Below are 26,580 nucleotides of genomic sequence, written 5' to 3' on the forward strand. Positions count from 1 at the left end.
AGCGGTAGTCTTTCTTGTAAATCTTAAGAGAAATATCGCGTCTGGCTAAGGCGTGCAAGTCTACTAAGGGATAACCGCTCCCATGCTCCCGTTGAAGTAGAAAGTAAAGTCTAGCTTTGTCTAGGTTTTATATAGCAGGTATGCGCCGGTAATCAAGATAGATGCAATTTTTATCCCTGATTGCCGGTAGCAGATGATTCCTAGTAATTTATGGTTACTAAGGGAGCTCTACCGATGTCGGTTTGGCGATATGTGGTAGACCCCAACCGAGCTTTTCTCGCAAGATGCGGAAAAATTCCGGCGGTTGCAGACGAATGAATCGGACACTATAGCGCGATCGCACTAAACATACCCGATCTTCTGGGAAGATATAACATCCCCCATTACCATCAACTACCATCACCAGTCGGGGAATATTGACTGGGTAGATGTTGACTGTTTCTGTATCTGGAAATACCAACGCCCTAGAAGCCAGAGAGTGAGGGCAAATGGGTACTAACTGCAAGACAGGTACACCAGGAGTGATGACCGGACCCCCGGCACTTAATGAATAAGCAGTGGAACCCGTGGGGGTAGAAACTATGATACCATCCGCGGCAATATCCACTGGTGCGTGTCGCCCCACAGCAATTTCAAAATGGCACATAGAGGTTAAGGGTTCTCGATGCAAAACCATTTCATTTAAGCAGAGGGCTTCCCACAGCACGGACTCACCGCGAAACACCCTCACAGTGAGCATGGCTTGTTCTTCGATGTCAAAATCACCCGCCATCGCTTGCTCTAGAGCTTGAGGGAGTTGATTAACATAAGTTTCCGTCAAAAATCCCATATGACCGGTATTCACCGTTAACAGGGGAATACCAGTAGGGGCGACCTGACGGGAAGCTGCTAAAACAGTGCCATCTCCCCCTAGTACCACAGCGAAACTCATTTCCGAGTCGAAACCGGGGGGAGTTAGTCCATCAATGGGGGTGTGGCACACAGGACTCTCTGGACTAGAGTAGCCCAATATACCACCCATACTTGTAGTGGTAATTACATCCCAGCCAGCGGTGGTAAGTTTGTCTTGCAGTTCCATAGCGATGCGACTCGCTATCGGTTTAACGTTATTGTAAATAATGCCTGCTTTCGGCACACTCAAATATCCAAGTTTTGGCGATGCTTTTTACTTCTGTCATCCTGACATATTTTGGACACTGTAGTCATTAGTCTCTGAAAAAATCCCCATGAATCACCAATGACCAGGAACTAATCATTTTATTGACTATTAACTTTGGAAGACTGCTTAAACGGAGTCTTTTTAGATTTCTCTTTTTTTTGTTTCGATTTATTTTTCTCGTAGTCTAGCTCTTTGAGCTTCTTCATAATGCGACTGAAATAATCTTGTAGGTAGCTTTCCAGAGTTGTGGTTTGTTCTTTGTCTAATCCCAAGAGTTGGTAAACATCATCCATGGGAGCATTTAACGGTTTACCACTGGCTAGGACTTCTGTAAATTCCAGCCTGTCTGCAACGTTCCACCCCCACTGAAAGAAGCGGATAACTCGGCGCACTGTACGCAGTAGGTTAATTGGCATTTTGGTGATTCTGGCTTCTTTCCCAGATAAACGCTCACACAGGTTAATAATTTCCTCAGCGCTCCAAGGGCGAGTACCCACCACAGGGAAAGCTTGTTTGTGCGTTTCTGGCACACTCAAACTGCGAATAGCAAATTTAGCGATGTCTTGAGTATCCATATAAGCCACTGGGGAAGAATTACCAGTTACCCAAACTGGTTGATTTTCCAAAATGGGGATACCATATTGACCGATTAGGCCTTGCATAAAGCCAGCTAGCCGCAAAATTGTGTAGTTTATACCAGACTCAGCTAAAAATAGTTCTGTACACCGCTTAATTTCCATCAGTGGTACTTCTGGATACTGGTCTGCATCAAGAATAGAAAAGAATATAAAACGTTCTACACCCGCAGTTTTTGCGGCTTGAATTAATGCGACCTTACCATCCCAATCCACTTGTTTAATAGTCAGTGAATCTGTAGCACGAGATGTCGCCGCATCAATGACCGCTGTTACACCCTCCATCGCTCCTGTCAGGCTTTGGGGCTTACACAAATCCCCTTTGACTAATTCAGCACCCCATTCTTTGAGAAATGCAGCTCTTTTGGGACTCCGCACCAGACAGCGTACTTTATGCCCCTCATCGATCGCACGACGAGCCACTTGTCTTCCTAATGTGCCAGTGGCACCGACAATTAATAAAGTCATGAGGTTAGTAATAAATTTTTAACTTTTATGAAATGAATCTTAACAGAATTAGCTGTCTAAACAAAAGTTTACATTATTTTCATTAATCTCTTGAATCTTGGCAGGTCTGGGAAGCGGGAAGCAAGAGAAGTTAATTCTATGTCTCGGTCTCGGTTCCCAGCCCCCACCCTGCGAGGATTATTCCTCTGCGCCCTGAATTTTCAGTAATAAAGCACCTAAGGCCCAACCCACGAAGATTAAACCGAAAGACAACAGCGCTGCATTCAGAAGTTCGCCGCTCATGAGTGTGATTCTCCTTTACGAATGGTTGATGTTCAGTTTTGCTAAAGGAAAACCTTAAGATTTCCTCTTAACTGGGCTGCTTTCACTAGATTGAGTCATGACTCTAATCTAATTTTCACCAGTTCCATGACAAAATGCTCACAATTGTTCACATTTTTTTGGCTTTTACTCAGAAGTATCGCCACTATGCTAGTCCACCAGTTGACACCACCAAGGCATAGCCCTGAGGCATATTCGGTTAAACTAGCTCTACTAGAAGCGCTATCAAGGCTTCTTTTTCATGAGACCTGTGTAAATAATTCTAAACCAGTTTGATGCTCAATCCCTAATTTTCCCTTTGACAAGTTCCTAGATGGCAGTTTTATTCAATATATCTTTGTATTAAATGAATCAAATCAAAACAGTGAAATTCTCAAATATAAATCCCCCGCGTTTGGCGTTAACACTGGGAGACCCGGCTGGAATCGGACCAGAGGTAATTTTAAAGGCTTTGGCTGATAGAGCTATTCGTCAAAAATATGACCTGACAGTTGTGGGTAATAGAGATTTATTGTTAGGGGTCTATGAACGACTCAATACAATTGATTTAGCTCATCCAGACCAGTTACAAGTGCTGGATGTGCCATTAGATAGGGAAATTACAGACAATATTATTGTGGGTCAGGGTAATGCTGCTAGTGGTGCGGCTAGTTTTGCCTATATGGAAGATGCGATCGCCAGCACATTGTCGGGTAATTTTGATGCTATTGTCACCGGACCGATTGCTAAATCTGCTTGGAAGTTGGCAGGTTACAATTATCCCGGACAAACCGAACTTCTAGCCGCAAAAGCTGGGGTTGACCGCTTCGGGATGTTATTTGTCGCCCGCTCTCCTCACACTGCTTGGACACTCCGCACTTTACTAGCTACCACACACATTCCCTTAAGTCAAGTAGCCCATACACTCACACCAAAATTATTGACAGAAAAATTAGATTTACTGGTGGAGTGTTTAGAACAGGATTTTGGCTTAAAAACTGGCAGAATAGCGATCGCCGGTTTAAACCCCCACAGTGGGGAAGAAGGACAACTAGGAACCGAAGAACAAGACTGGTTAATTCCCTGGTTAGAACAAGAACGACAAAATCGCCCCCATTGGCAGTTAGAAGCGCCCATACCACCTGATACCATGTGGGTTAAGCCGGGTCTTGCTTGGTATGGTCATACTTCGGTGCATAATCCCGCCGATGCTTATTTGGCGCTTTACCACGACCAGGGCTTAATTCCCGTTAAGTTGATGGCTTTTGACCGCGCCGTTAACACTTCCATTGGGTTACCTTTTGTCCGCACTTCTCCAGATCATGGTACAGCATTTGACATTGCAGGACGGGGAATTGCTGATGCTACCAGTATGAAAGCAGCTATAGAGTTAGCGGCGGAATTAGTTATCAACCGTAAACCATAGATTATACTCTATGGTTTAGTCATAAACAATTGATTGTCTAAGAATTAATTAGAGTAAAGATTATAGATTAGTCTAATTATGTAATTCCTTTTTGGCCAGAAAAAAGGTAAGCTAGAAAAATTAAAGAAAAATAAATTTATCATTCGCCAAATAAGTAGCTAACTGGAAGCCAGAGGAAATTATCTCTAGTGCCTAGCTAATTTATACCATCAATAAAGAGGTGAATTTCATGATTCAGTTTCTCATAGGGACTGTTTGGCTAGTCCCTTGTTATGCCTTTATCGGTGGACTTTTAGCCATCCCTTGGTCACCGGGAGTCATTAAGAAAACCGGCTCAAGACCAGCAGGTTATGTCAATTTATTCATGACATTTTTGTCATTACTTCATAGTGTCTTTGCTTTTATATTCATCTGGAATCAACCCCCCCAAGAAATATTTATTCCTTGGCTATCCACCGCAGGTTTAAACCTCACCATTACCTTAGAAATTTCTGCAGTTAGTGTAGGTGCAATGGTGGTAATCACTGGATTAAATTTCTTAGCACAAATTTTTGCAGTTGGTTACATGGAAATGGATTGGGGTTGGGGGCGCTTCTATTCTTTATTGGGATTGTTTGAAGCGGGATTATCTGCCCTAACTTTGTGCAATGATCTGTTTTTCAGCTATGTAATTTTGGAAATTCTCACACTAGGAACCTATCTGTTAGTAGGGTTATGGTTTAGTCAACCCTTGGTAGTCACTGGTGCTAGAGATGCTTTCCTCACCAAGCGGGTAGGAGACTTATTCTTACTCATGGGAGTCTTGGGTTTATGGACTTTATCAGGGACATGGGACTATACAGAGTTAGCAGCATGGGCGAGTAATGCTGAAGTAAATCCCACGGTGATCACATTAGTAGGTTTAGCATTAGTTGCTGGACCTATGGGTAAATGCGCTCAATTTCCCCTGCATTTATGGTTAGATGAAGCCATGGAAGGACCTGTTCCCAGTACAATTTTACGTAACTCCGTAGTGGTTGCTAGCGGTGCCTGGGTATTAATTAAACTCCAGCCTGTATTAAGTTTATCCCCTGTGGTTTCATGGTTTATTGTCGCCATCGGTGTAGTTACTGCTGTAGGTGCATCCTTAATTGCGATCGCTCAAGTTGACGTTAAACGCTGCTTATCTTATTCTGTCAGTGCTTACATGGGCTTAGTGTTTATTGCTGTAGGGATGCAACAAGATGAAACAGCATTATTACTGGTACTTGCCCATGCTTTAGCATCTGCATTATTAGTCATGAGCACCGGGGGTATTATCTGGAATAGTATCACCCAAGATGTTACTCAACTAGGTGGGCTGTGGACACGTCGCCCTATTTCCGGGTTAGCTTTTATCGTCGGTACTTTGGGATTAATTGCTTTTCCCCCCTTGGGTGGCTTTTGGGCGTTAGTGAAATTAGCTGATGGACTGTGGGAAAATTACCCCTGGTTAGTGGGAATTATTCTCATAGTCAACACCTTAACAGCCATCAGTTTAACGAGAGAATTTGGCTTAATTTTTGGTGGTCAAGCTAAACCAATGAGTGAGCGATCGCCCGAAGTTCATTGGCCGATGATCATGCCCATGGTGATCTTATTTGGCGTAGTCCTGCATTTGCCTTTAGTTTTACAAAGCTTATCAATATTACCTAGTTGGGCAACCCTGAATAAAGATTTAGTACTATTACTGATTTGGTCAAGTATTTTTGGTTGTAGCATTAGCGCCGTCATTTATTTAGGTAACATTCCCAAACCAATTCGCCTACCTTGGCAACCTTTACAAGACTTATTAGCATACGACTTTTACACACCCAAAATCTATCGGATGACCATCATTTTCAGCGTTGACCAACTTTCTAAATTCGCTGATATGATTGACCGCTTCATAGTTGATGGTATCGTCAATTTCGTCGGTTTATTTTCCCTGTTAGGCGGCGAAGGATTGAAATACAGCACCACTGGACAGACCCAGTTTTATAACTTCACTGTACTGTTAGGAGTCAGCATTTTCTGTGTATGGATAACCTGGCCTTTCTGGAAAGTACAGTTTTTAAGTTTGATGTTTTAACGCCTCAACCGTAAATCAACACCAAGGAAAACATCGGGACCATATCATATGTTGAGTTTTCTCATTTGGATACCAATTATTAGCGCCGTAATTATTGGATTTTTACCTCATAAACTCCTATCCCCTAGTCGCATTCGCCTAGTATCTTTAACCATAGCCGCCATAGTCTTAGGCTGGAACTTGTTGATTTTAGTGAAATTCGACCCCAGCAACTCTGGAATGCAATTTCAAGAATATCTCCCCTGGAATGAAACTTTGGGTTTGAGTTATCAACTGGGAGTTGATGGCTTATCAATTTTAATGTTGGTACTCAATAGTTTACTCACCTGGATAGCCATTTACAGCAGCAACAAAGAAACTGAACGCCCTCGACTATTTTACCCCCTAATTTTATTCGTGAGTGGGGGTGTGGCTGGTGCATTCTTAGCAGAAAACCTGCTGTTATTCTTCCTATTCTACGAACTAGAATTAATCCCCTTTTACCTGTTAATTTCCATTTGGGGAGGAGAAAAACGCACTTATGCGGGGATAAAATTCTTAATTTACACTGCTGTTTCCGGTGCTTTGATTTTAGCCAGCTTCCTAGGAATGGTATTTCTCAGTGGAGGTACCAGCTTCGCTTGGGATAGTTTATCTATTCAAAACATCGCCCCAGCTTTGCAACTTCTCCTCCTAGGAGGAATTATTTTAGGCTTCGGAATTAAAATTCCTCTAGTTCCCTTCCATACTTGGTTACCTGATGCTTATGTAGAAGCTTCCGCACCCATTGCTATTTTATTAGGCGGCGTTTTAGCTAAGTTGGGAACCTATGGACTGTTACGCTTTGGGATGGGAATGTTTCCCCAAGCTTGGAATGTGGTAGCACCAACCTTAGCCCTGTGGGGAGCTATCAGCGCAATTTATGGCGCTGTAATTGCGATCGCCCAAAAAGATATCAAGCGCATGGTAGCGTATAGCTCCATCGGTCACATGGGTTATATCTTACTAGCTAGCGCCTCTAGCACAGCCTTAGCCCTAGTGGGTGCAGTGGCTCAAATGTTCAGCCATGGTTTAATTTTGGCAATTCTTTTTCACCTAGTCGGGGTAGTAGAAGTCAAAGTTGGTACAAGGGAATTAGAAAAACTCAACGGTTTAATGAGTCCTATCCGCGGTTTACCCTTTATTAGCGCCCTACTAGTTCTCAGTGGTATGGCCAGTGCGGGTATTCCCGGTTTAACAGGATTTATAGCCGAATTTATTGTATTTCAAGGTAGTTTCTCAGTCTTCCCCATACCCACACTACTATGTATAGTATCTAGCGGTTTAACAGCGGTGTATTTCGTCATACTCCTCAACCGTACCTGTTTTGGCAAGCTGGATAATAATTTGGCTTACTATCCCAAAGTTTTGTGGTCAGAAAAAGTTCCCGCCTTAGTATTAGCAGCTCTCATTATCTTCTTGGGTGTACAACCCACCTGGTTAGTCCGTTGGAGCGAAACTACAACTACAGCCATGGTAGCCGCAATTACCCCCATAGAAAAAACCATAGTTGCTCAAATTCCCCACAATTAGCACTTCTGATCTTTGACCAACCCTTGACCATCATCATTGCGAGGCCATAATCATGGTACAAACTCCAGAGAAACCCACAAATAAACTACCTCCTTCCCGACATGAATTTGCTGATGTGATTCATCGCCTTGAAGCTGGTGGTTCTATGTTACCCGATACACCAGAAAATTTAAAACAAATCATCGGCATTTATAAAGCCTATGCAGTACCGATGGATTTTTACTGGCGTAACTTGCTGTATATTGCCGAACGAGTATTTTTAAATCCCCTACCCTTTTTTAAATACTTCTTACCTCAAGAATACTTAGAACTCCATAATCATTATGCCGGTGACGATGCAGAACTGAGAGTCTGGCGCGGTCAGGCCACCGCACACCCTGAACTTTTGGCATTTATCGAGAAGGGTGAAACTATAAAAATGCCCAAATTATTACATCACCTATTCCATGACCGCATTAATATGGAGTTTGCCGAAGCCTGTATGCGGGCTATGTTTTGGCATAGAGGAATGGGTGGTAAATTTGACCCTTACTTAGACACACCGGAGTATAAGGCCAACGCCGATAGAGCCATCAAAGCCTATTTTCAAGGTAACCCATTCATGTTAGGGCTTTATAAACTCTTCCCAGATATGTTTATAGAACAATGTCGCCAAATGTCTTACTATGCCAATTTGGGGCTATTCTGGGAAGTCATGGCCCCTGTGTTTTTTGAAATGTCAGATTTATATGACGAGGGGAAAATTACCACAGTCCCGGAGGCTATGAATTTTCTGGTCAATGGCATTTTTGCAGTCGCCAATCGTCCCATTTACCATCATGTTTATATCCGGGGTGAATGTTACGAAATTATCCCCAAATCTCAAGGCTTTGTCTGGCTTTATGAAGCGGCGTTACCTTATGTAGAAGCGGTTTTTTATCGTACTGCACCTTTTAGAGGGACAAAATCTTATAATGCTCAAGCGCGCCAAATACCAGATAACCAAGCAGATTTTCACTATGGTATTCTTTATGCTGATGTGTTCCCCGTCGGTACAGCAGGTATTCCCCCAACACTGTTAATGCAAGATATGTTGCACTTCTTACCACCATATTTAGTGGAAGAATATAAACAATATTGTCGGGGTGAGGATGATATGTTGATTCAGTTGGGAGTTAGTTTTCAACGTTCAATGTACAATGTTACCTCTGCGGTGATTCAAGCCTTACGCACGGCCCTTCATTATCCTTTAGATGACCCTGAACCTGAGCATTTACAAGCTAATCGAGACTTTTTCGAGGCGCAGTTAAACCGCTTTACCCGTTCTGACTACGGTATTCGTGATGCGGCCCGTCTGGGTGACGTTCAACGCCAAGATTATCGCTGAAGTGTTCCCTAAGTTCCCTGAGCGAAGTCGAAGGGAACGACTAATATCCCCGACTTCTTACATAATTGGGAAAATCTCAGATAACTTGTGCAGAAGTCGGGGATCTGTGTGACTCGAAGCTCATATATTTAAAACATGCGATCGCGAAGCCCTGCTGCACTGAGCAGATATCCTTTACCAGTTGCGTAAGGAGTAAATTAGTTAATTTTTCCTCAAAACTTAATTGCAAATATCGAGATAAAGCCATCATTAAATCAATGACCTTATGTAAACTATATTATCAATTGTTGGGTTACGCCCTGCGCTTAACCCAACCTACATCTATTAATCTACTGCTGGTAAATCAGAGTTAACCAGCTGTGCAAATTCTTCTAAAGAACTAACATTAATTGCTGATACAAATATTTGTTCTAAAAAAGATGTATCATCAATTTTATTAATGCTCGCAACCAGATTTTCTGGAATGTCACCAAACCGCACTTGTAGGAGTTTGATAATATTTTGTTTCAGAGTTTGCTTGGTGGTTTTTTCTATAGTCCGTTTTTCAATGTTCGTTAACAATGGCATTTTTAGTTTCTCCTGATAATTAGTTAATTTTTCCTCAAAACTTAATTGCAAATCTCCAGATAAAGCCATCATTAAATCAATGACCTTATACAAATCCACAATTTTTTTACGGTTATAACCTCTTTCATAGAGTAATCTAGCTAACTTCCACTTCCACTGTTCCCTAACTGACAGATTGCTATTAGTGGCTTTAGTCTTTAAATGTGCCATCACCACTATAGTCATCCTATTTGACTTGAGAAATTATGAGTGAGGAAAGGGAACAGGGAACAGGGAACAGGGAACAGAAATTGTTCATGAATCATTTAGGATTGCTATATAGCAAAAATATTATTACTTTGCTCTAACTCCTCCCATTGATAATTTAGCAGCTTAACACTAGAAAAATTAAAGATTAGTTGACTACTCCCTAAACCATATCGGTAAGAATTAGGTTGCCAATTTTTCGTTTCATCTCCTAGTATAGCTAAACTAATCACCGGTTTTTGATATAAATCAAAAGCCCGATAGTTGTAGATAAACATTCGTTGGGAAAATTCTTTATCATATTGACTTTGTACTTCTACATGAATTAATACCCAAACTTCTTGATTATCTAACAACCACACCTGAAATAATTTATCAGCATGGCGTGTTTTACTCTCCGCAGTTGCGGTAATCTGCTCCAATTCTTTATCGAGAGAAACGGGGGTTTTATTCCAATCTATTTCTTGATTTATTTCTGGGTAAAAGAAGGCGACAAAGGAATCAAAATAATCTCCTATTACTTCTTTCCATGTTTCATCATAGTTAGCTGTAATTTCGGTCATGGTCATTAGAGTTTGTTATTAATTATTTTTTCTGCTTCTTTGGGGAAATCAGTTATTTTCACAGGATGTAAGATATTATGTTATGTTGACATTTAACCACGTCATAGAACAATTGTATGTGAATATGTAAACTTTTCTTATAACTTCAACATCTCTGGGAAAATTATGTACTGGGAGCCTATTTAATCATGTTACAAGGATGGATACAAATCGCCTTTACCCTAGTCATAGTCATCGGCACAACTCCATTATTAGGAAGGTACATAGCACAAGTTTTCATGGGAGAACAAACACTACTCGAACCCATAATTAATCCCTTAGAAAGAATAATTTATGCCTTAAGTGGGGTGCGTCACCAGGAAAATATGACAGGATGGCAATATACCCAAGCCTTGCTCCATAGCAATTTAGTCATGGGGATTTTAGTTTATTTAATCCTCATGTTCCAAGAATGGTTACCCCTAAATCCCACAGGATTAAGCGCGCCTAATTGGGATTTAGCATTACATACTACCATTTCCTTTGTTACCAACACCAACCAACAGCATTATACTGGTGAAACCACCTGGAGCTATGCCAGTCAAACCTTCGCTTTAGGTTTTTTAATGTTTACCTCAGCCGGTACCGGTATAACAGTTAGTATAGCCTTTATTCGTGGTTTAACTGGCAGACAGTTAGGCAACTTTTACAGTGACCTCATCAGGTCAATTACCCAGATATTATTGCCCATATCAATAATTGGCGGCTTATTATTGCTATTGGCTGGTGTACCAGAAACCTTAGCAGGACCAGCAACAGTCACCACCTTAGAAGGTGCCACCCAAGTAATAGCCCGTGGTCCAGTGGCCCACTACGAAATTATTAAAGAACTCGGAGAAAACGGTGGTGGCTTCTTTGGTGTCAACTCAGCACATCCCTTTGAAAATCCTAATGGCTTCTCCAACTTATTAGAGCAGTGGGCGATGATGGCCATACCCACATCACTAATTTACACCTACGGTATATTTATGAATAACCGTAAGCAAGCATGGTTAGTATTTTGGATGGTATTGATAATTTTCCTCTTCTTAGTAGGAATCACAGCAGTAGGCGAATTTGAAGGAAATCCCTTAGTTAATTCCCTCTTAGGAGCAGAGCAACCCAACTTAGAAGGAAAAGAAGTAAGATTTGGTTGGGCGCAAACCGCACTCTGGGCGGTCATGACCACAGCCACAATGTGCGGTGCTGTCAACGGAATGCACGATTCCTTAATGCCTCCTGGGGGTTTTGTCACCCTCTTTAATATGTTCTTACAAATAATTTGGGGAGGACAGGGAACCGGTACAGCGTACCTATTCATCTACTTAATTTTAACAGTATTTCTCACAGGCTTAATGGTAGGGAGAACACCAGAATTTTTAGGCAGAAAAATTGAAAAAAAAGAAATTGTTTTAGCCAGCATCATCTTATTAGTTCACCCCTTCGCCATTCTCATTCCTTGGGCGATTGTCTTTGCCTTTCCTAATAGCCTCTCTGGTATTAGTAACCCTGGATTTCATGGAGTTTCCCAGGTAATTTACGAATATGCTTCTGCGGCAGCTAACAACGGTTCTGGTTTAGAAGGATTAAATGATCATACCCTATGGTGGAACCTGAGTACAAGTATCAGTATCTTAGCTGGGCGTTATATCCCTATCATGGCACTGTTACTTTTAGCAGATAGTATGTCTGGTAAAAAACCAGTACCTACCACCACCGGAACCCTGAGAACCGACACCAAACTATTCACAGCAGTTACAGCGGGGGTAATTTTAATCTTGGGCGCTCTCACCTTTCTCCCCGCCCTAGTCCTAGGTCCGGTAGCAGAAGCATTTCAACTAGTAGCAGGAAACTAAGCAAAAATTCCACCCATTCACCTAAAAATGGCAACAACTACAAGACGGCGAAAAAAACGCAGACATAAACCCCAAGTCCCACCATCTCAACTATACCCCCAAGCATTCCGGCAAGCATTTGTCAAACTGCACCCACGTAACATGATCAAAAATCCAGTCATGTTCCTAGTCTGGTTAGGTACTATCATCACAGCAGCAATGACAATTGCACCGAATATATTTGGCTCAACTACAGGGGAAAATCCCCGACTATTCAACGCACTAATCACCTTAATTTTATTCTCCACCGTTGTCTTTGCTAACTTTGCCGAAGCCGTAGCCGAAGGACGAGGTAAAGCCCAAGCGGATGCTTTGCGCTCTGCAAAATCCGAAGCCAAAGCCCAAAAAATTCTCCCCGATGGTTCTATTCAAGAGGTGAATTCTACAGCCTTACGGCGAGGGGATACAATCAAAGTCACCGCTGGTGATGTCATACCCGCCGATGGTGAAGTGATTAGCGGTGTAGCCTCCGTTGATGAATCAGCTATTACAGGAGAATCAGCACCAGTATTAAAAGAACCTGGTTCAGACATTGCCAGTTCTGTAACCGGAGGAACCCGTATAGTCTCCGACGAGCTGATCATTCGAGTCACCACCGACCCCGGACAAGGTTTTATTGACCGCATGATTAGTTTAGTAGAAGGCGCTTCCCGCAGCAAAACACCTAACGAAATTGCTTTGACAGTTTTGCTGGCAGTGCTCACCCAAGTATTTTTAGTGGTAATTGGCACAATACCTACAGTGTCATTTTACCTCAACTCACCCCTAAGTATTGCGGTACTCATAGCCTTATTAGTAGCCCTAATTCCTACTACCATCGGCGGCTTATTAAGTGCGATCGGCATTGCGGGAATGGATAGAGTAGCTCAGTTTAATGTAATTGCCACTTCCGGGCGTGCAGTTGAAGCTTGCGGGGATATTAACACCCTGATCTTAGACAAAACCGGTACGATTACTTTGGGAAACCGCCTAGCAGAAGAATTTATTCCCGTCAACGGTCATTCTATGGTAGAGGTAGCCCAAGTTGCCCTAGCATCCAGTATCTTTGATCAAACACCAGAAGGTAAGTCAATTGTCACACTGGCAGAGAAATTAGGCGCAAAATTAGATTTTGACCCTCAACAAGCCGAAAGTATGGAATTTTCCGCCAGAACTCGCATGAGTGGCACTAACTTATCTAACGGCGTAGAAATTCGCAAAGGCGCAGTCAATGCTATTAAAGGATTTGTCAGGTCTCGCAATGGAGATTTAACATCTGAGCTTGACACCGCCTTTGAAAGAGTCTCCCAACTAGGTGGCACTCCCCTAGCTCTATGTAAAAACAATGAGATATATGGTGTAATTTATCTCAAGGATATAATCAAGCCGGGGATTCGGGAACGATTTGACCAGATGCGACGCATGGGCATTAAAACCATCATGCTCACAGGTGATAACCACATGACCGCATCTGTAATTGCCCAAGAAGCCGGAGTTGATGACTTCATCGCCGAAGCCACCCCGGAAGACAAAATTACAGTCATTCAGAGTGAACAAGCCCAAGGAAAACTGGTAGCCATGACCGGAGATGGCACCAACGATGCTCCCGCCTTAGCTCAAGCCAATGTAGGTGTAGCAATGAATACGGGTACTCAAGCAGCCAAAGAAGCCGCTAACATGGTAGACCTAGATTCTGACCCCACCAAGTTAATTGATCTTGTCACTATTGGTAAACAATTGCTGATTACCCGTGGTGCACTCACCACCTTTTCCATTGCCAACGATATCGCCAAATACTTCGCCATCCTCCCGGCTATCTTCGCTGGTATTGGTGTTGGCCCTCTCAATATTATGGCTTTAACCAGTACCCAATCTGCCATTCTCTCGGCCTTAATTTACAATGCCTTAATCATTCCCGCCCTCATTCCCCTAGCACTAACTGGCGTTAAATTCCGACCACTCACCGCCGACCAACTTCTACAACGGAACATATTCATCTACGGACTGGGCGGCGTGATCACACCCTTCATTGCCATCAAAATCATAGACCTTTTGATCACAATCATAGGACTGGCATAATCCCACAGCCTTTGGGTTTTAATTATGAAAAATCTATCTCTTACTCTGTGTCTTACCCTCTTCCTTAATTTATTCCTAGCACAAATCCTCTACGCCGCCACCCCTGAAGCAATATCACGCTCTGCATCCTACGCCATTACCCTTTTAGGACTAGCAACTTTTGCCGTCAGTATTTATTTGTTTGTCGTCATTTTTCAACCAGAGAAGTTTTAACTATTTTACTTATGTTTGATTCCTCTGATCATATTCATCTTCTCCCCCTCCGACGTGGGAAACATAAAATTTTTATTGGTATGGCTCCCGGTGTCGGCAAAACTTACAAAATGCTTGAGGAAGCACATCAACTCAAACAAGATGGAATTGATGTAGTGATCGGAATCTTAGAAACTCATGGACGCAAGGAAACCGCCATGAAAGCTGCGGGAATAGAGGTAATTCCCCAAAAAGCTTTTATCCACCAGAACGTTACTCTACAGGAATTAGATACAGATGCAATTGTGCAACGTTCCCCTCAACTCGTTTTAGTGGATGAACTCGCTCATACTAACGCCCCTGGTTCCCCAAGGAAAAAACGCTATCAGGATGTAGAAGTTATTTTAGCAGCGGGAATTGATGTTTATTCTACTGTTAATATTCAACATTTGGAAAGTTTGAATGATTTAGTCGCCAGAATTACAGGTGTTGTGGTGCGAGAGCGCATTCCTGATTATGTGTTAGATGAAGCTGATGCTGTTGTGGTGATTGATGTGACCCCACAAACTTTAGAAGAGCGCTTACAAGAAGGCAAAATTTACGCTGCTGAAAAAATTGAGCCATCTCTGAAAAACTTTTTTCGCCGTCGTAATCTGATTGCTTTACGGGAACTAGCATTAAGAGAAGTAGCAGATACCGTGGAAGAAGAAGCAAATACTGCCAACTTTTTACAGCCTAATTACAACATTCAAGAACGGGTTTTAGTATGTGTATCTACTTATCCTGTTTCTGTGCAATTATTACGCAGAGGCGCACGTATTGCCCACTATATGAATGCTCGACTGTATGCTGTGTTTGTGGCCAATCCTGAACGATTCTTGACTAAAGAAGAAAGTTTACACATAGATACCTGTGAGCATTTATGCCGGGATTTCGGCGGAGAGTTTTTACATATTAAAAGCCAAAATGTTGCTCAAGAAATTTCTCAACTAGCAACAAATTATCATATTACACAAATTATTATTGGTGAAACTAAACAGCCGCGTTGGCAAAGATGGTTTCAAAAGTCTTTTACTCAACAAATGATAGATTTAACTAGAAATAGAAATATAGACTTACATATTATTTCCACAGATAAATAAGTCATTGAATCAAAACCCAGATACCCGGAATTTCTTTGAGAAATTCCGGGAGCTAAGTGTGTAGATAGTTTAAATATGGTGTCTCCCTGCCAAAATTACCCCGTAAATCTGGAAAAAAATCTTTAATATTGCAGCAAGTATTAAGTAAATCAATGTTCAAATAAATCTTTAAATTGCAATAAATCTAAGGTGACAAGGGTCGGTAAAACTTGAAAGCATTCTTGAGCAATTTCCCAACGTTCTTCCCGTTTGAGCATCGCTGTAAGTTTTTGCTGTACACTCAATAGGTAGCGGACATCATTAGCAGCATAGTTGAGTTGAGCCTCTGATAAATTGGCAGCGTTACCCCAATCGGAACTCTGAGAGCTTTTGTCTAATTCTATTTGTTCTAATTCCTGAACTACATCTTTGAGTCCATGACGATTGGTGTAGGTACGAGCTAGCTTACTGGCAATTTTGGTACAAAACACAGGTTGAACTCGAATCCCCAGATGATAACGCAAAGCCGCAATATCAAAGCGGGCGAAGTGGAAAACTTTCACCACGTTGACCGCTTCCAAGAGTATCTTTAAATTTGGGGCTTCGGTTTGGCCTTTGGTGATCCCAATTACCGTGACTTGTCCCTGAAGATTACATAGCTGAACTAGACAGAGGCGATCGCGCTGTGGTAATAGTCCCATGGTTTCAGTATCCACAGCGATCGCCTCTGATTTTAAATACTCAGCCAAAGCAGCCTCAGTCAAGTCACCTATGGCCGCGCCACGTAGGCTATCACTGATTTGAAAATCTTGTAATGTCATGAACTACCTAAATATAAATGTAGTGTCTTTGAGAAAAAAACTATCAGACACTACATTAATTATGATGCCAAAATCGGTGTAAATCAATCTATCTACTGCGAATAAAAATTTGAGTTAGGTAAACTTCTCCTTCCTTGTTGGTAGCAACACCAATCCCCGTGAGGTCGTAGTCGCCATGAATATTCTGCAAGTGTCGCGGACTTTTCAACCACCCGGTAATGGCTTCGCCGACTGGATTACTATATCCTTTATTTAAGGCTAGATTCTCTGAGGCGTTATTATACTGTAGGGGAATGGCAGTGACACGCTGTTCAAATCCCTCATGGCTAAACGGGACTTTACCATTAGCCATGTTTTGGCTATGAATCCTCGCCTGTTGGCTAATATCTGTATTTAGTCTCAACTTTGGCAGATTCTGAGAGACTCGATATTGGTTAATTTTGTCAAAAACTGATTTCTCTAGTGCATTGGTTTTAATAGTAGTAGTAGTAGTTAACATTGCAGCCTGACTTGGAGGAATTAACAAAGGTTGACTACGATTAGTTGACTCTGTAGACCTGTGAGACGTTATGGAGGTATTCATTAATCCACTCGCAAGGACAAGCGTACTTAAAGCGATACCAAAAGCAGGTTGTCTAAACATGGACAGTTGCTTGATATGTGTAATTGCTAGACCTATAATCTAACTTCTGGTTCTAGGAATATATAACAGGATAATCTCGAAAATTAATTAAATTCAGGCATTTTGGCAAATAATCTTTAGTTTAATTAATGTATAATTTAGAACAATATAAATAAATGCCGACAATCTTCCACCGCTTCTATAACACTACGCATTTTGGTGAGGATGTTTTAGTTCTTGAGAAAATTTGTCCACAGATGAACACAAATCTAGAGGTCTTAGCGGTGTACAGATAACTTTATGGTAGATACCAAGTAAAATACCTATATAAATAAATTTTTAACTTGTGAAAGCTCTTGTCAGAAGAAATAATCAAATCACCACAAGATATATGTTTAAGTCCTTATTACTCCCAAAGGTTGGGAAAAGCATATTTGGGTGATAGTCTCCATCTGGTAAAATCCATGGAGCCGAATAGTATTAATCTGATCCTCACTTCACCACCATTTGCTCTCGCACGTCAAAAAGCATATGGTAACGAAAGCCCAGAAAAATATATTGAATGGTTTTTACCTTTCGCTCAGGAGTTTAAAAGGGTTCTAACTAATGATGGCTCATTGATTTTAGATTTGGGGGGCGCTTACCTGCGTGGTCATCCGGTGCGCACTATCTACCAATATGAACTTCTGGTGAGACTGTGTAAAGAGGTTGGCTTTTTTTTAGCCCAAGAATTCTATCACTATAATCCTGCACGATTACCTACCCCTGCGGAGTGGGTGACAATCAGGCGAGTTCGTGTGAAAGATTCGGTAAATGTAGTTTGGTGGTTGTCAAAAACACCAAATCCTAAGGCTGATAACAGAAAAGTTTTAAAGCCATATAGTCAGAGTATGAAACAACTACTGAAAAATGGCTATAAAGCTAAAATGCGCCCCAGTGGTCATGATATTTCTGATAAGTTTCAGAAGGATAATCAGGGCGCAATTCCGCCAAATTTGCTAGAAATTGCCAATACTGAATCCAATAGCGCTTATTTACGGCGTTGTAAAGCAGAAGGGATTAAACCCCACCCCGCGCGGTTTCCTGTCAAGTTCGCTGAATTTTTCATCAAGTTTTTAACTGATGAGGGTGATATGGTGTTAGACCCCTTTGCAGGTTCCAATACCACTGGGTTTGTGGCTGAAAGTTGGGAACGCCGATGGATTTCTTGTGAAATTAATCAGGATTATGTGATGGGGAGTCGTTATCGGTTTAGTGATTGAAGAGCGAGACCTTGATTTAACTTACCACTGCGATAACCTTCTAAATCTAGAGTGACATAGATAAATCCCAACTCCTGAAATGCAGCAACTAGGGACTGTAAATTGGTAGTCAAGATAAAATCTTTGATATTTGCTGGTAATAATTCAATTCTGGCGGTATCACCTTCAGAACGCACGCGCAAATTCTCCCAACCCAGTTTTCGCAGATAAATTTCTGCTCTACCTACTCTTTGTAACTTGGCTATGGTAATCTCTTCACCGTAGGGAAAGCGAGAACTTAGACAAGGTTGAGCGGGTTTATCCCACCAGGGTAAACCGAGTTGTTGTGAAAGTTGACGGACTTCGGCTTTGCTGACACCGACCTCTGCTAAAGGCGATCGCGCACCTCTTTCTTTTGCTGCTTGAATTCCTGGGCGATAGTCCTGTAAGTCATCAGCATTCACCCCATCTACTACATAGGGATAACCTAACTGCATAGCTAAGGGTTTGAGGGTATCATGCAATTCACTTTTGCAAAAATAACAACGGTTGACAGGGTTAGAAGTGTAATTGGGATTGTCCATTTCATGAGTTTGGACTATTCTATGGGGAATCCCTATAGTTGCGGCTTGAATTTTCGCATCTTCTAGTTCTTCTGGTAACAGGGAAGGAGAAACAGCTGTGACAGCCAAAGCGCGATCGCCCAATACATCATAAGCAATCTTGGCCACCAAAGTGCTATCAATTCCTCCGGAGTAGGCAATCAAAGCCTGTTGCATTTCGCCAAATAAAACTTTTAACTGGTCAAACTTTTCTGTCAACATGATTTTGAAATCTACTCTCAACCCTATAGCACCCAATTAATTCTATTCTAGCGGATGTGTATATGGGTTGAACACCCACCGAAAACATCAAACTTATGGATATACAAATTGCTCAACTAATTGTTAATGGTATAGCTGTAGGTAGCATTATCGCCCTGGCCGCAGTGGGATTGACCCTGACCTACGGTATTTTACGGTTATCTAATTTTGCTCACGGTGATTTTCTCACTCTCTCTGCCTATTTGACCCTGTTACTCAATACCAGTGGTATCAATATTTGGCTATCCATGATTCTGGCGAGCGCGGGAACAGTAGCAGCAATGCTACTGTCTGAAAAGTTGTTATGGGCAAGAATGCGCTCTATTCGTGCTACCTCCACAACCTTAATTATTATTTCCATTGGGCTGGCTTTATTCCTGCGCAATGGTATTATCTTTTTCTGGGGCGGTCAAAACCAAAATTACAATTTACCCGTTACCACTGCTTTGAATGTTTTTGGCATCAGGATACCCCAAAATCAATTGCTGGTATTGGGGTTAGCAGTGGTGGCAATTTTGGCCTTGCACTACCTGCTGCAAAATACCAAAATTGGTAAAGCCATGCGTGCAGTTGCTGATGATTTAGACTTAGCTAGGGTTTCTGGGATTAATGTCGAGCAGGTCATCCTGTGGACTTGGATTATTGCGGGGATATTCACCTCTTTGGGTGGCAGTATGTACGGATTGATTACAGCAGTACGTCCCAATATGGGCTGGTTTTTGATTTTGCCCTTATTCGCTTCCGTAATTTTAGGCGGTATTGGTAACCCCTACGGTGCGATCGCCGCCGCGTTTATTATTGGTATCGCTCAAGAAGTGAGTAGCTTGTGGATCGGTTCACAGTATAAACAAGGTATAGCACTGTTAATGATGATTTTGGTGCTGCTCATTCGCCCCAAAGGTTTATTTAAAGGTACGATTTAAGCAGCACCGTCCACTTCTAATTATTCAATGATGTGGAAATAATAAGCTGCAACTAAGAAGTTAACAGCTAATAACAGCAATGCCCAGGCAGCACGGAAGGTGTAGGGGGGTTTAGCGCCCGTTGCTGGAACGGGGGAATTTTGAACTTTAGCCATCAGTCGTTCTCCTTCTTTTTTGACTTTATTCAGAAATACCAAACAGTCGTACCAAAAAACCAAAATCCTTTAAAAATATTTGTGTCAACCTTCCTGACCAGCATGGTAAGAGCTACGCACCAAAGGACCACAACGGACGTGGTTAAATCCCATTTGCCGTGCTACCCCTGATAGTGTATCAAATTCTTCTGGTGTCCAGTATTTTTGCACTGGCAAATGTTCTAAGGAAGGGCGCATATATTGGCCGATGGTGAGGCGATCGCATCCCACCGCCCTTAAATCCGCCATAGTTTCTATAACTTCTTCCCTGGTTTCACCGTGTCCCACCATTAAACCGGACTTAGTGGGGATAGTGGGATCAATTTCTTTCACCATAGCCAACAGATTCAGGGAGCGATCGTACTTAGCACCCCGACGCACCGGACCTGTTAACCGCCGTACCGTCTCCACATTGTGATTAAAACAAGCGGGTTTAGCGGTGACAATTGTGGCTATTCTTGCTCGTTGTCCTGATTCTCCCGCACCAGCGCCGCCCCAAAAATCTGGTGTTAGCACTTCGATTTGAGTTTCTGGATTTAACAGGCGAATATTATCTATTGTCTTGACAAAATGCCCCGCCCCCTGGTCTGGTAAATCATCACGGGCTACAGAAGTCAGAACCACATAACGTAATCCCAACAGTTGCACAGCTTCAGCTACTTTTTGCGGTTCCTCTAAGTCAATAGGCATAGGGGCATGACCCTTATCTACTTGACAAAAAGCACAAGAGCGTGTACAAACTGGGCCTAATAGTAAGAAAGTGGCAGTTTTTTGACCATAGCATTCTCCTCGGTTGGGGCATCGTCCCTCTTCACAAATTGTATGAATTTGGCGTTGCTTAATAATCCGTTGTACAGTAGAAAGCTCACTAGCCCTGCCAATAGAGCGGCGTAACCAGCTAGGCATAGTTAGGCTCCCGGTGGGGAGGGGTTGGGGTGCTGGTTGTGGCGTAGTCATAGACATTTAAGCAATATCCAAAAGTACTGTGGCCCTAATGATGGCTTTGACACAAATTTAACATAATTCAGCAGGGGTGCTAGTTTCTGGCACCCCCTAAAGTTGCAACATCCAATCTACAACTCTTCTAGTTCTGGTGTTGAGATTATACTTACCTGGTTTTTCTCCACCGCTGTTGCTTGTAGCATTGCAGTATTAGAGATAGAATTGTTAGCCAGTGTAAATAGTGGATTGGACAAAATACCCGCGATGGAAGTCGCAATTAAAGTTACTATTAGTCCCACTTGCAAAGGTCTAAACCCTGGCAAGTTCCACTGTACTGCTGGATAATTTTTGACTACCTCTGACATTTCCTGGGGTTCCTTGACTACCATCATTTTTACCACGCGAATGTAGTAATAGATGGAGACAACACTAGTAACTAAGCCAAGTAAAACTAACCAGTAAAGTCCAGCTTGCCAACCAGCCCAGAACAGGTAAATCTTGCCAAAAAACCCTGCTAATGGCGGAATCCCACCCAAGGAAAGTAGAGATATACTCAAACCGAGTGTAAGCAGTGGGTCTTTTTGATACAATCCAGAGTATTCGGCAATTTGGTCTGTTCCTGTGCGTAGGGAGAAGAGAATCACGCAGGTAAAACCGCACAGGTTCATGAACAAATACACCATGAGGTAAAATACCATGCTGGCGTATCCGGCTTCAGTTCCCGCAATCATGCCAATCATCACAAATCCAGCTTGAGCAATGGATGAATAAGCTAACATCCGCTTCATGCTAGTTTGGGCCAGGGCGACTATGTTACCCAATACCATACTTAGGACTGCAAGGGCAGTGAAAATAAATCTCCATTCCTCCGCAACTAGGGGGAAGACTGTTGTCAGCAAGCGAATGGCCAGGGCAAACCCAGCGGCTTTGGAACCCACCGATAAAAAAGCAATCACCGGGGTGGGAGCGCCTTCGTAAACGTCTGGGGTCCACTGGTGAAAGGGTGCGGCGGAGATTTTAAAGCCGATACCGGCAATCACGAAAATCAGGGCAATTACCAAACCTAAAGACTGACCACCATTAGCAGCAGCAATACCATTAGAAATCGCCCCTAATTCTGTTTGTCCACCTGATAGACCATACAGCAGGGAAACACCGTATAAAAATATTGCCGTACTGGAGGCTCCAATCAACAGGTATTTCAGCGCAGCTTCGTTAGAGCGGGGATCACGCTTGGTATAACCTGTGAGTAAGTATGAAGAAATACTGAGGGTTTCCAGTGAGATGAAAATCATCACCAACTCACTAGCACCGGATAAAAACATCCCTCCCACGGTAGCAGTGAGCAAAATAGCGATGAATTCTGCTAAAGCAGTACCACTTTGCTCAATGTAGCGAATTGACATCAATATAGTTACCGCAGCAGACAAAGCAATAATACCGCGAAAAACAATACTCAGGTCATCACCAATAAAGCTCCCGGTAAAGGAAATGGGATTAGTAGCATCCCATTGAAGATAGAGAGCGCCAACCGCAGCCACTAAACCGGCGATCGCCACATATCCAATCCAGCGTGAGGAGCTACGTCCCAAAATCAAATCAACAATCAAAACCCCTAAGAGGGTGACAATTACAATCCCCTCTGGCAAAATCGTTCCAGCATTTAACTGGGATGTCAGATTAGAAAAATCCATGAGATATATTAGGTTTTGACGATTAGACATTAAGGAAGCATCTGAGTTTATTCTATTGTTACCGTTGGATATTTTCGATATTTCTGTAAGGTTTTCTCAAAAATTCTTCCCGTGTCATCCATTGTTGGGACCTATGCGGAATGTAACAAATTGTTACAACCTCCCCTTCGATCCCAAAAAGAATCCCATAGCGTTTTGAGTAGAGAACGAATCGCACATTCCCCTACTATACATATTACACCTACCGAATAACTGGACTTTAGACTAAAAATACAAGCTGCTTGAATAATCCCTAAGTAGTGAGACACTTATCCAAGCAAAGGAGAACTAATGTCTGAGTCGTTAAATTTTTGCAGTCCTGGTTAGGTAATAAGTAGAAACTAAACCCCAGAATAACCGGTATTTTGGGGTATCATCGCTGATGTATCCTCATGGTTAATCAAATAACCATTTATTACCCATGTCCTTTGACAATCTCTGCAAGCTGCTATCAGAAAAACACCCGCAAAGGTTCGCCAGTTGGGTATTAGGGACACAGCAAGGGGATGTGACAGTTCTCAAAACCGAATTAAGCATAGAACCCATCCGCGCCGATTATGTCACCTTTTTACAACTGCAAGGCAGGATTTTACATTTAGAATTTCAAACCAAATTAGAATCCACACCACCCCTACCACTGCGAATGTTAGACTATTGGGTAAGGTTGTATCGCTTGTATCGTTTACCAGTGACACAAGTAGTAGTATTACTGCTTCCTCCCCTGGATGAGGGAGAAATCACTACAGCCTTTAACGTGGAAACTACCCGTCATGAATATCGTCTAATTCGGATGTGGGAACAAAACCCAGAAATCTTTCTCCAAGACCCTGCATTGTTACCACTAGCACCATTAACAGCGACCACCCAACCCCAAACCTTGCTGACAGAAATTGTCTCACGAATTAACGCACTGGAGACAACCCAGCGCCCTGAAATTTCGGCTTACACCCAAATTTTAGCCGGGTTAAAATTTAAGAAGGATTTAATTAGAAGACTATTTCGGGAGGGTATGATGCGGGAGTCAGTAATTTACCAAGAAATTCTCGAAGAAGGAGAACAAATAGGCGAACAGCGAGGGGAACTGCGAGGGAAACAGCAAGGGGAACTGCGAGAACGACGTTTACTTGTACGTCTACTCACTCGCAGGGTGGGAGAATTACCCCCAGATATAGGCGCACAATTGGCAAATTTATCATTGGAAGAATTAGAAAATCTCGGTGAGGCTTTATTAGACTTTACCAGTTTGTTAGATTTGCAGTCCTGGTTAGGTAATAAGTAGAAACTAAACCCCAGAATACCTGGTATTTTGGGGTTTTATCATTTATGTATTCTCACGGTTAATCAAATGGCCATCTATTACCCATGTCCTTTGATAATCGGACATTTGGCATACTCACCGACCTAGAAGGTTGGTGATTTTTGAGGGTTCACTGCAACTTGCTACCGAAGTAGGGTTACAGTCGCTCCTCGCCGATTTAAAGTCGTGCCGATGCCTTATGCCGACTATTTTACATTCTACTGTACTGCACGCTAAATAGCAAGAGCTATGACAGACGAAAGCCGTCCTTCTACGATGTTACTCTGTATCCCACTCCTTTGGTCACGGTTCTCAAAACCGAATTAACGTGAGTTCGATGGAACTAAAAAAATGGTACGGGGTAGAGCAGGCAAATCTTTTAGGTAGATGTCAAATGGACTACGGTAACAATTTAGCATTTTTATGTGTTTTTTTTGACATTAATTTAATTAATCGTAATGATCGGTTTTCTGATGCCCAGTGAAGCAAATTCATGTATAGCTAGCTTTTTGCCCTTTCCTATCCGTCCAACTCACGTTATGAATTAAGTTATACATTAAGTTTTATAACGTATAGTAATTAGCTCCTAATTTGGTGATATTTTCCAAAATATACAAACTTCTTGGGTAAAACCATGAATAATCAGTCTTTTAATTCCGAATTCCCGCACAGTGCCGATGTTTTCCCTGTTTATGACGTTATTGGTGCTGATTATTCGCCACAGCAGCATAATTTCCCAGAGCAACTCAGCCCCATGGGGTCAGAATTGCAGTGGATGGATGAAGTTAAGTTAGTAGAAACTAGTGATTTTCAGTTCCCCGACTGGGATGCTTTTCCGTCTCAAGAGTATGGCAGAGATTTACTCACAGGATTGGTGCCTCAAGAGGGTGTGGGCGGGGATAGTTTGACTGGGTTGCCCAAAACAGAGATTATCTTTGTGGATCAGGCAGTGCCGGATTATCAAAGTTTCTTGACTGGATTAGGTCATCATGTAGAAACTGTTGTCCTTGACGGTTCCCAAGATGGTATCTCCCAAATTAGTGCGGTTTTGGCTCAACGTCAAGCCATTGAGGCGGTTCATGTTGTTTCCCATGGTGCTGAGGGTTCCATCAGTTTGGGTAATACTGTCTTAACACAGGCTACTTTGGCACAGTATCAGTCTCAGTTGCAGGATTGGAGTCTCTCCTTAACACCAACAGCAGATATACTGCTTTATGGGTGTGATGTGGCTGCGGGGATTGGCATTGAGTTAGTGGCGGAGTTAGCTCACTTGACGGGGGCTGATGTTGCGGCTTCTGATGATTTCACTGGTAATGCCCTGTTGGGTGGTGATTGGCATCTGGAAGTACAGACAGGAGCCATAGAGTCTAGTTTGCCCTGGCAGGAGAGTATTAATGATTATCAGTATTTATTACAATTACAAACCATCGAAGACAAGGATAAAGCATGGGATAATAACGATTTGATACGACCATCACAAGTCACTTTTGCACCAGTTGAGGGGAAATTAACTGTATCTTATTTTCAACAACTCCTTACAGTGGATAATAAAAACCGGGTATTGAGTATTAGTACTGAACAGTTAACCAATTTAACTGGAAATAATGATCTAAGCTCAGAGATAATATTTCGATCAACTGCGGGGGATCAGACTTTTAGCATAAATGCACAGGGTATTGAAGTAGTCAACAATAAACATAGATTTGCGGTTGCAGATATCTACAATTTCATCGGTGAATCTCAAAATAACAACACCCTGAATATACCTCCGGATGGTACGGTTCTGATTAGTGGAATAAATGAAGTTAAAGTCGAATTGAACGATAAACAATTTACTTTTAAAAATATTAAGAACCTCACTGGTAGCAATGGCGATGATACATTCATTTTTTCACAAACAGGAAAGTTAGATGGTGTTAGGACTTACGCAACTGGCACAGGCGATCGCTACGCAGAGCTTGCATCTGTGTGTAGCAATCGCTAAATGAAAGCACATTGGTATTATATAAGTGATGTCAATGGCACGGGGGGATGCCTAGTGCAGTTGATAGTAGAAAAGTATGAATAAAACCAGATTCAGATAGCGATTCATGAGAAAATAGGTAGAGGGTGTAAGAGATAATGTTGGTGATGAGCATGAGATTTACAAAGCTTAATTACTGCCAATACTTATTAAGCAGTCAAATAAATTACACGATTACCAATTTAGCAGAGCATTTAGAGCAGATTAGCCATGATGCAATTAATTATTATTTGAAGAGAGAAAAGCTAACACCTAGGTTACTATGGG

The 26,580-nt window shown here is 42.2% G+C and carries 23 protein-coding genes and 1 pseudogene; 13 read left to right on the top strand and 11 right to left on the bottom strand.

Features of this window, described 5'->3' with window-relative positions:
* Positions 1-217: 217 nt before the first annotated feature.
* The 3 genes from NWP22_RS06965 to petM form a co-directional block, all read right to left on the bottom strand.
* Positions 218-1,135, bottom strand: a complete 918-nt coding sequence (locus NWP22_RS06965; RefSeq protein ID WP_280801662.1) for an NAD(+) kinase — start codon at positions 1,133-1,135, stop codon at positions 218-220.
* A gap of 122 nt (positions 1,136-1,257) precedes the next feature.
* Positions 1,258-2,262, bottom strand: coding sequence for an SDR family oxidoreductase (locus tag NWP22_RS06970; RefSeq protein WP_271734616.1), 1,005 nt, complete (start codon positions 2,260-2,262; stop codon positions 1,258-1,260).
* A 177-nt stretch (positions 2,263-2,439) separates the two neighbouring features.
* Complete coding sequence (petM, locus tag NWP22_RS06975; RefSeq protein ID WP_010998885.1) at positions 2,440-2,544, bottom strand: cytochrome b6-f complex subunit PetM; 105 nt, start codon at positions 2,542-2,544, stop codon at positions 2,440-2,442.
* A gap of 385 nt (positions 2,545-2,929) precedes the next feature.
* On the opposite strand from petM, the gene pdxA reads away from it, so the two are divergent.
* From pdxA to NWP22_RS06995, 4 genes are all read left to right on the top strand, one after another.
* On the top strand, positions 2,930-3,988 hold the full coding sequence (pdxA, locus tag NWP22_RS06980) for a 4-hydroxythreonine-4-phosphate dehydrogenase PdxA (protein WP_271734619.1): 1,059 nt from the start codon (positions 2,930-2,932) through the stop codon (positions 3,986-3,988).
* Between the two features lie 229 nt (positions 3,989-4,217).
* The gene (locus tag NWP22_RS06985) at positions 4,218-6,077 is read left to right on the top strand and encodes an NAD(P)H-quinone oxidoreductase subunit F (RefSeq protein WP_271734621.1); all 1,860 of its coding nucleotides are present in this window, start codon (positions 4,218-4,220) and stop codon (positions 6,075-6,077) included.
* 48 nt (positions 6,078-6,125) lie between these two features.
* Positions 6,126-7,628 carry an NADH-quinone oxidoreductase subunit M gene (locus NWP22_RS06990; protein ID WP_271734623.1) on the top strand — a complete coding sequence of 501 codons (1,503 nt, stop codon included), beginning with the start codon at positions 6,126-6,128 and terminating at the stop codon, positions 7,626-7,628.
* 52 nt (positions 7,629-7,680) lie between these two features.
* Entirely contained in the window at positions 7,681-8,994 is a 1,314-nt protein-coding gene (locus NWP22_RS06995; protein WP_271734624.1) for a CO2 hydration protein, read from the top strand.
* Positions 8,995-9,318: 324 nt separating this feature from the next.
* Here the strand turns inward: NWP22_RS06995 and NWP22_RS07000 are convergent, their stop codons facing one another.
* Positions 9,319-9,786: a hypothetical protein gene (locus NWP22_RS07000; protein ID WP_280801663.1), complete on the bottom strand. Its 468-nt coding sequence runs from the start codon at positions 9,784-9,786 to the stop codon at positions 9,319-9,321.
* Between the two features lie 89 nt (positions 9,787-9,875).
* Positions 9,876-10,370: an RpnC/YadD family protein gene (locus NWP22_RS07005; protein ID WP_271734627.1), complete on the bottom strand. Its 495-nt coding sequence runs from the start codon at positions 10,368-10,370 to the stop codon at positions 9,876-9,878.
* 188 nt (positions 10,371-10,558) lie between these two features.
* On the opposite strand from NWP22_RS07005, the gene kdpA reads away from it, so the two are divergent.
* Genes kdpA through NWP22_RS07025 form a run of 4 tightly spaced genes read left to right on the top strand, consistent with a single transcriptional unit; the run spans position 10,559 to position 15,675 of the window.
* Complete coding sequence (gene kdpA / locus NWP22_RS07010; protein WP_271734628.1) at positions 10,559-12,244, top strand: potassium-transporting ATPase subunit KdpA; 1,686 nt, start codon at positions 10,559-10,561, stop codon at positions 12,242-12,244.
* A 27-nt stretch (positions 12,245-12,271) separates the two neighbouring features.
* A complete protein-coding gene (gene kdpB / locus NWP22_RS07015; protein WP_271734629.1) occupies positions 12,272-14,341 on the top strand; it encodes a potassium-transporting ATPase subunit KdpB in 2,070 nt (689 codons plus the stop codon).
* A 24-nt stretch (positions 14,342-14,365) separates the two neighbouring features.
* Entirely contained in the window at positions 14,366-14,554 is a 189-nt protein-coding gene (locus NWP22_RS07020) for a potassium-transporting ATPase subunit F (protein ID WP_271734630.1), read from the top strand.
* Positions 14,555-14,565: 11 nt separating this feature from the next.
* Positions 14,566-15,675 carry a sensor histidine kinase KdpD gene (locus tag NWP22_RS07025; RefSeq protein WP_280801664.1) on the top strand — a complete coding sequence of 370 codons (1,110 nt, stop codon included), beginning with the start codon at positions 14,566-14,568 and terminating at the stop codon, positions 15,673-15,675.
* A 149-nt stretch (positions 15,676-15,824) separates the two neighbouring features.
* Here NWP22_RS07025 and NWP22_RS07030 read toward each other — a convergent pair whose 3' ends face one another.
* Both NWP22_RS07030 and NWP22_RS07035 read right to left on the bottom strand, forming a co-directional pair.
* On the bottom strand, positions 15,825-16,475 hold the full coding sequence (locus NWP22_RS07030) for a ribonuclease D (RefSeq protein WP_271734633.1): 651 nt from the start codon (positions 16,473-16,475) through the stop codon (positions 15,825-15,827).
* 88 nt (positions 16,476-16,563) lie between these two features.
* Positions 16,564-17,118: a CAP domain-containing protein gene (locus tag NWP22_RS07035; protein ID WP_271734634.1), complete on the bottom strand. Its 555-nt coding sequence runs from the start codon at positions 17,116-17,118 to the stop codon at positions 16,564-16,566.
* Between the two features lie 335 nt (positions 17,119-17,453).
* On the opposite strand from NWP22_RS07035, the gene NWP22_RS07040 reads away from it, so the two are divergent.
* Positions 17,454-18,359, top strand: a complete 906-nt coding sequence (locus NWP22_RS07040; protein ID WP_280801665.1) for a DNA-methyltransferase — start codon at positions 17,454-17,456, stop codon at positions 18,357-18,359.
* Here NWP22_RS07040 and larE read toward each other — a convergent pair.
* Positions 18,341-19,162 (bottom strand): ATP-dependent sacrificial sulfur transferase LarE, encoded by an 822-nt coding sequence (gene larE, locus NWP22_RS07045; protein WP_271734637.1) that lies wholly within the window; start codon positions 19,160-19,162, stop codon positions 18,341-18,343. The two genes, NWP22_RS07040 and larE, sit on opposite strands and share 19 nt — an antisense overlap.
* Positions 19,163-19,257: 95 nt before the next feature.
* Here larE and NWP22_RS07050 point away from each other — a divergent pair, with 95 nt between their 5' ends.
* Entirely contained in the window at positions 19,258-20,124 is an 867-nt protein-coding gene (locus NWP22_RS07050) for a branched-chain amino acid ABC transporter permease (RefSeq protein WP_271734640.1), read from the top strand.
* A gap of 20 nt (positions 20,125-20,144) precedes the next feature.
* On the opposite strand, the gene psaX is transcribed toward NWP22_RS07050, so the two are convergent.
* From psaX to NWP22_RS07065, 3 genes are all read right to left on the bottom strand, one after another.
* A complete protein-coding gene (gene psaX / locus NWP22_RS07055) occupies positions 20,145-20,279 on the bottom strand; it encodes a photosystem I protein PsaX (RefSeq protein WP_089090711.1) in 135 nt (44 codons plus the stop codon).
* Positions 20,280-20,363: 84 nt separating this feature from the next.
* A complete protein-coding gene (gene lipA / locus NWP22_RS07060; RefSeq protein ID WP_271734645.1) occupies positions 20,364-21,275 on the bottom strand; it encodes a lipoyl synthase in 912 nt (303 codons plus the stop codon).
* A gap of 116 nt (positions 21,276-21,391) precedes the next feature.
* Positions 21,392-22,954, bottom strand: coding sequence for an NAD(P)H-quinone oxidoreductase subunit N (locus NWP22_RS07065; RefSeq protein WP_271734643.1), 1,563 nt, complete (start codon positions 22,952-22,954; stop codon positions 21,392-21,394).
* Between the two features lie 460 nt (positions 22,955-23,414).
* Here NWP22_RS07065 and NWP22_RS07070 point away from each other — a divergent pair, with 460 nt between their 5' ends.
* The 3 genes and pseudogenes from NWP22_RS07070 to NWP22_RS07080 all read left to right on the top strand — a co-directional run.
* Positions 23,415-24,272 carry a DUF4351 domain-containing protein gene (locus NWP22_RS07070; RefSeq protein WP_280801666.1) on the top strand — a complete coding sequence of 286 codons (858 nt, stop codon included), beginning with the start codon at positions 23,415-23,417 and terminating at the stop codon, positions 24,270-24,272.
* Between the two features lie 652 nt (positions 24,273-24,924).
* On the top strand, positions 24,925-26,274 hold the full coding sequence (locus NWP22_RS07075) for a DUF4347 domain-containing protein (protein ID WP_280801667.1): 1,350 nt from the start codon (positions 24,925-24,927) through the stop codon (positions 26,272-26,274).
* Between the two features lie 152 nt (positions 26,275-26,426).
* Positions 26,427-26,580: pseudogene (locus NWP22_RS07080) on the top strand (IS701 family transposase); the annotation flags it as partial.

Origin of the sequence: Anabaenopsis tanganyikae CS-531 (genome assembly GCF_029891675.1) — a bacterium.
In the GTDB taxonomy this organism is placed as follows: Bacteria; Cyanobacteriota; Cyanobacteriia; order Cyanobacteriales; family Nostocaceae; genus Anabaenopsis; species Anabaenopsis arnoldii.

Bases quoted from the DNA above. Each gene is read 5' to 3' on its own strand.
- NWP22_RS06990 (WP_271734623.1), top strand. From the start codon at position 6,126: ATGTTGAGTTTTCTCATTTGGATACCAATTATTAGCGCCGTAATTATT.
- NWP22_RS07070 (WP_280801666.1), top strand. From the start codon at position 23,415: ATGTCCTTTGACAATCTCTGCAAGCTGCTATCAGAAAAACACCCGCAA.
- NWP22_RS07050 (WP_271734640.1), top strand. From the start codon at position 19,258: ATGGATATACAAATTGCTCAACTAATTGTTAATGGTATAGCTGTAGGT.
- kdpA (WP_271734628.1), top strand. From the start codon at position 10,559: ATGTTACAAGGATGGATACAAATCGCCTTTACCCTAGTCATAGTCATC.
- NWP22_RS07000 (WP_280801663.1), bottom strand. From the start codon at position 9,786: ATGACTATAGTGGTGATGGCACATTTAAAGACTAAAGCCACTAATAGC.
- NWP22_RS07005 (WP_271734627.1), bottom strand. From the start codon at position 10,370: ATGACCGAAATTACAGCTAACTATGATGAAACATGGAAAGAAGTAATA.
- NWP22_RS06995 (WP_271734624.1), top strand. From the start codon at position 7,681: ATGGTACAAACTCCAGAGAAACCCACAAATAAACTACCTCCTTCCCGA.
- NWP22_RS06985 (WP_271734621.1), top strand. From the start codon at position 4,218: ATGATTCAGTTTCTCATAGGGACTGTTTGGCTAGTCCCTTGTTATGCC.
- NWP22_RS07075 (WP_280801667.1), top strand. From the start codon at position 24,925: ATGAATAATCAGTCTTTTAATTCCGAATTCCCGCACAGTGCCGATGTT.
- NWP22_RS07030 (WP_271734633.1), bottom strand. From the start codon at position 16,475: ATGACATTACAAGATTTTCAAATCAGTGATAGCCTACGTGGCGCGGCC.
- NWP22_RS06970 (WP_271734616.1), bottom strand. From the start codon at position 2,262: ATGACTTTATTAATTGTCGGTGCCACTGGCACATTAGGAAGACAAGTG.
- psaX (WP_089090711.1), bottom strand. From the start codon at position 20,279: ATGGCTAAAGTTCAAAATTCCCCCGTTCCAGCAACGGGCGCTAAACCC.
- pdxA (WP_271734619.1), top strand. From the start codon at position 2,930: ATGAATCAAATCAAAACAGTGAAATTCTCAAATATAAATCCCCCGCGT.
- kdpB (WP_271734629.1), top strand. From the start codon at position 12,272: ATGGCAACAACTACAAGACGGCGAAAAAAACGCAGACATAAACCCCAA.
- NWP22_RS07025 (WP_280801664.1), top strand. From the start codon at position 14,566: ATGTTTGATTCCTCTGATCATATTCATCTTCTCCCCCTCCGACGTGGG.
- larE (WP_271734637.1), bottom strand. From the start codon at position 19,162: ATGTTGACAGAAAAGTTTGACCAGTTAAAAGTTTTATTTGGCGAAATG.
- lipA (WP_271734645.1), bottom strand. From the start codon at position 21,275: ATGACTACGCCACAACCAGCACCCCAACCCCTCCCCACCGGGAGCCTA.
- petM (WP_010998885.1), bottom strand. From the start codon at position 2,544: ATGAGCGGCGAACTTCTGAATGCAGCGCTGTTGTCTTTCGGTTTAATC.
- NWP22_RS07065 (WP_271734643.1), bottom strand. From the start codon at position 22,954: ATGGATTTTTCTAATCTGACATCCCAGTTAAATGCTGGAACGATTTTG.
- NWP22_RS07020 (WP_271734630.1), top strand. From the start codon at position 14,366: ATGAAAAATCTATCTCTTACTCTGTGTCTTACCCTCTTCCTTAATTTA.
- NWP22_RS07035 (WP_271734634.1), bottom strand. From the start codon at position 17,118: ATGTTTAGACAACCTGCTTTTGGTATCGCTTTAAGTACGCTTGTCCTT.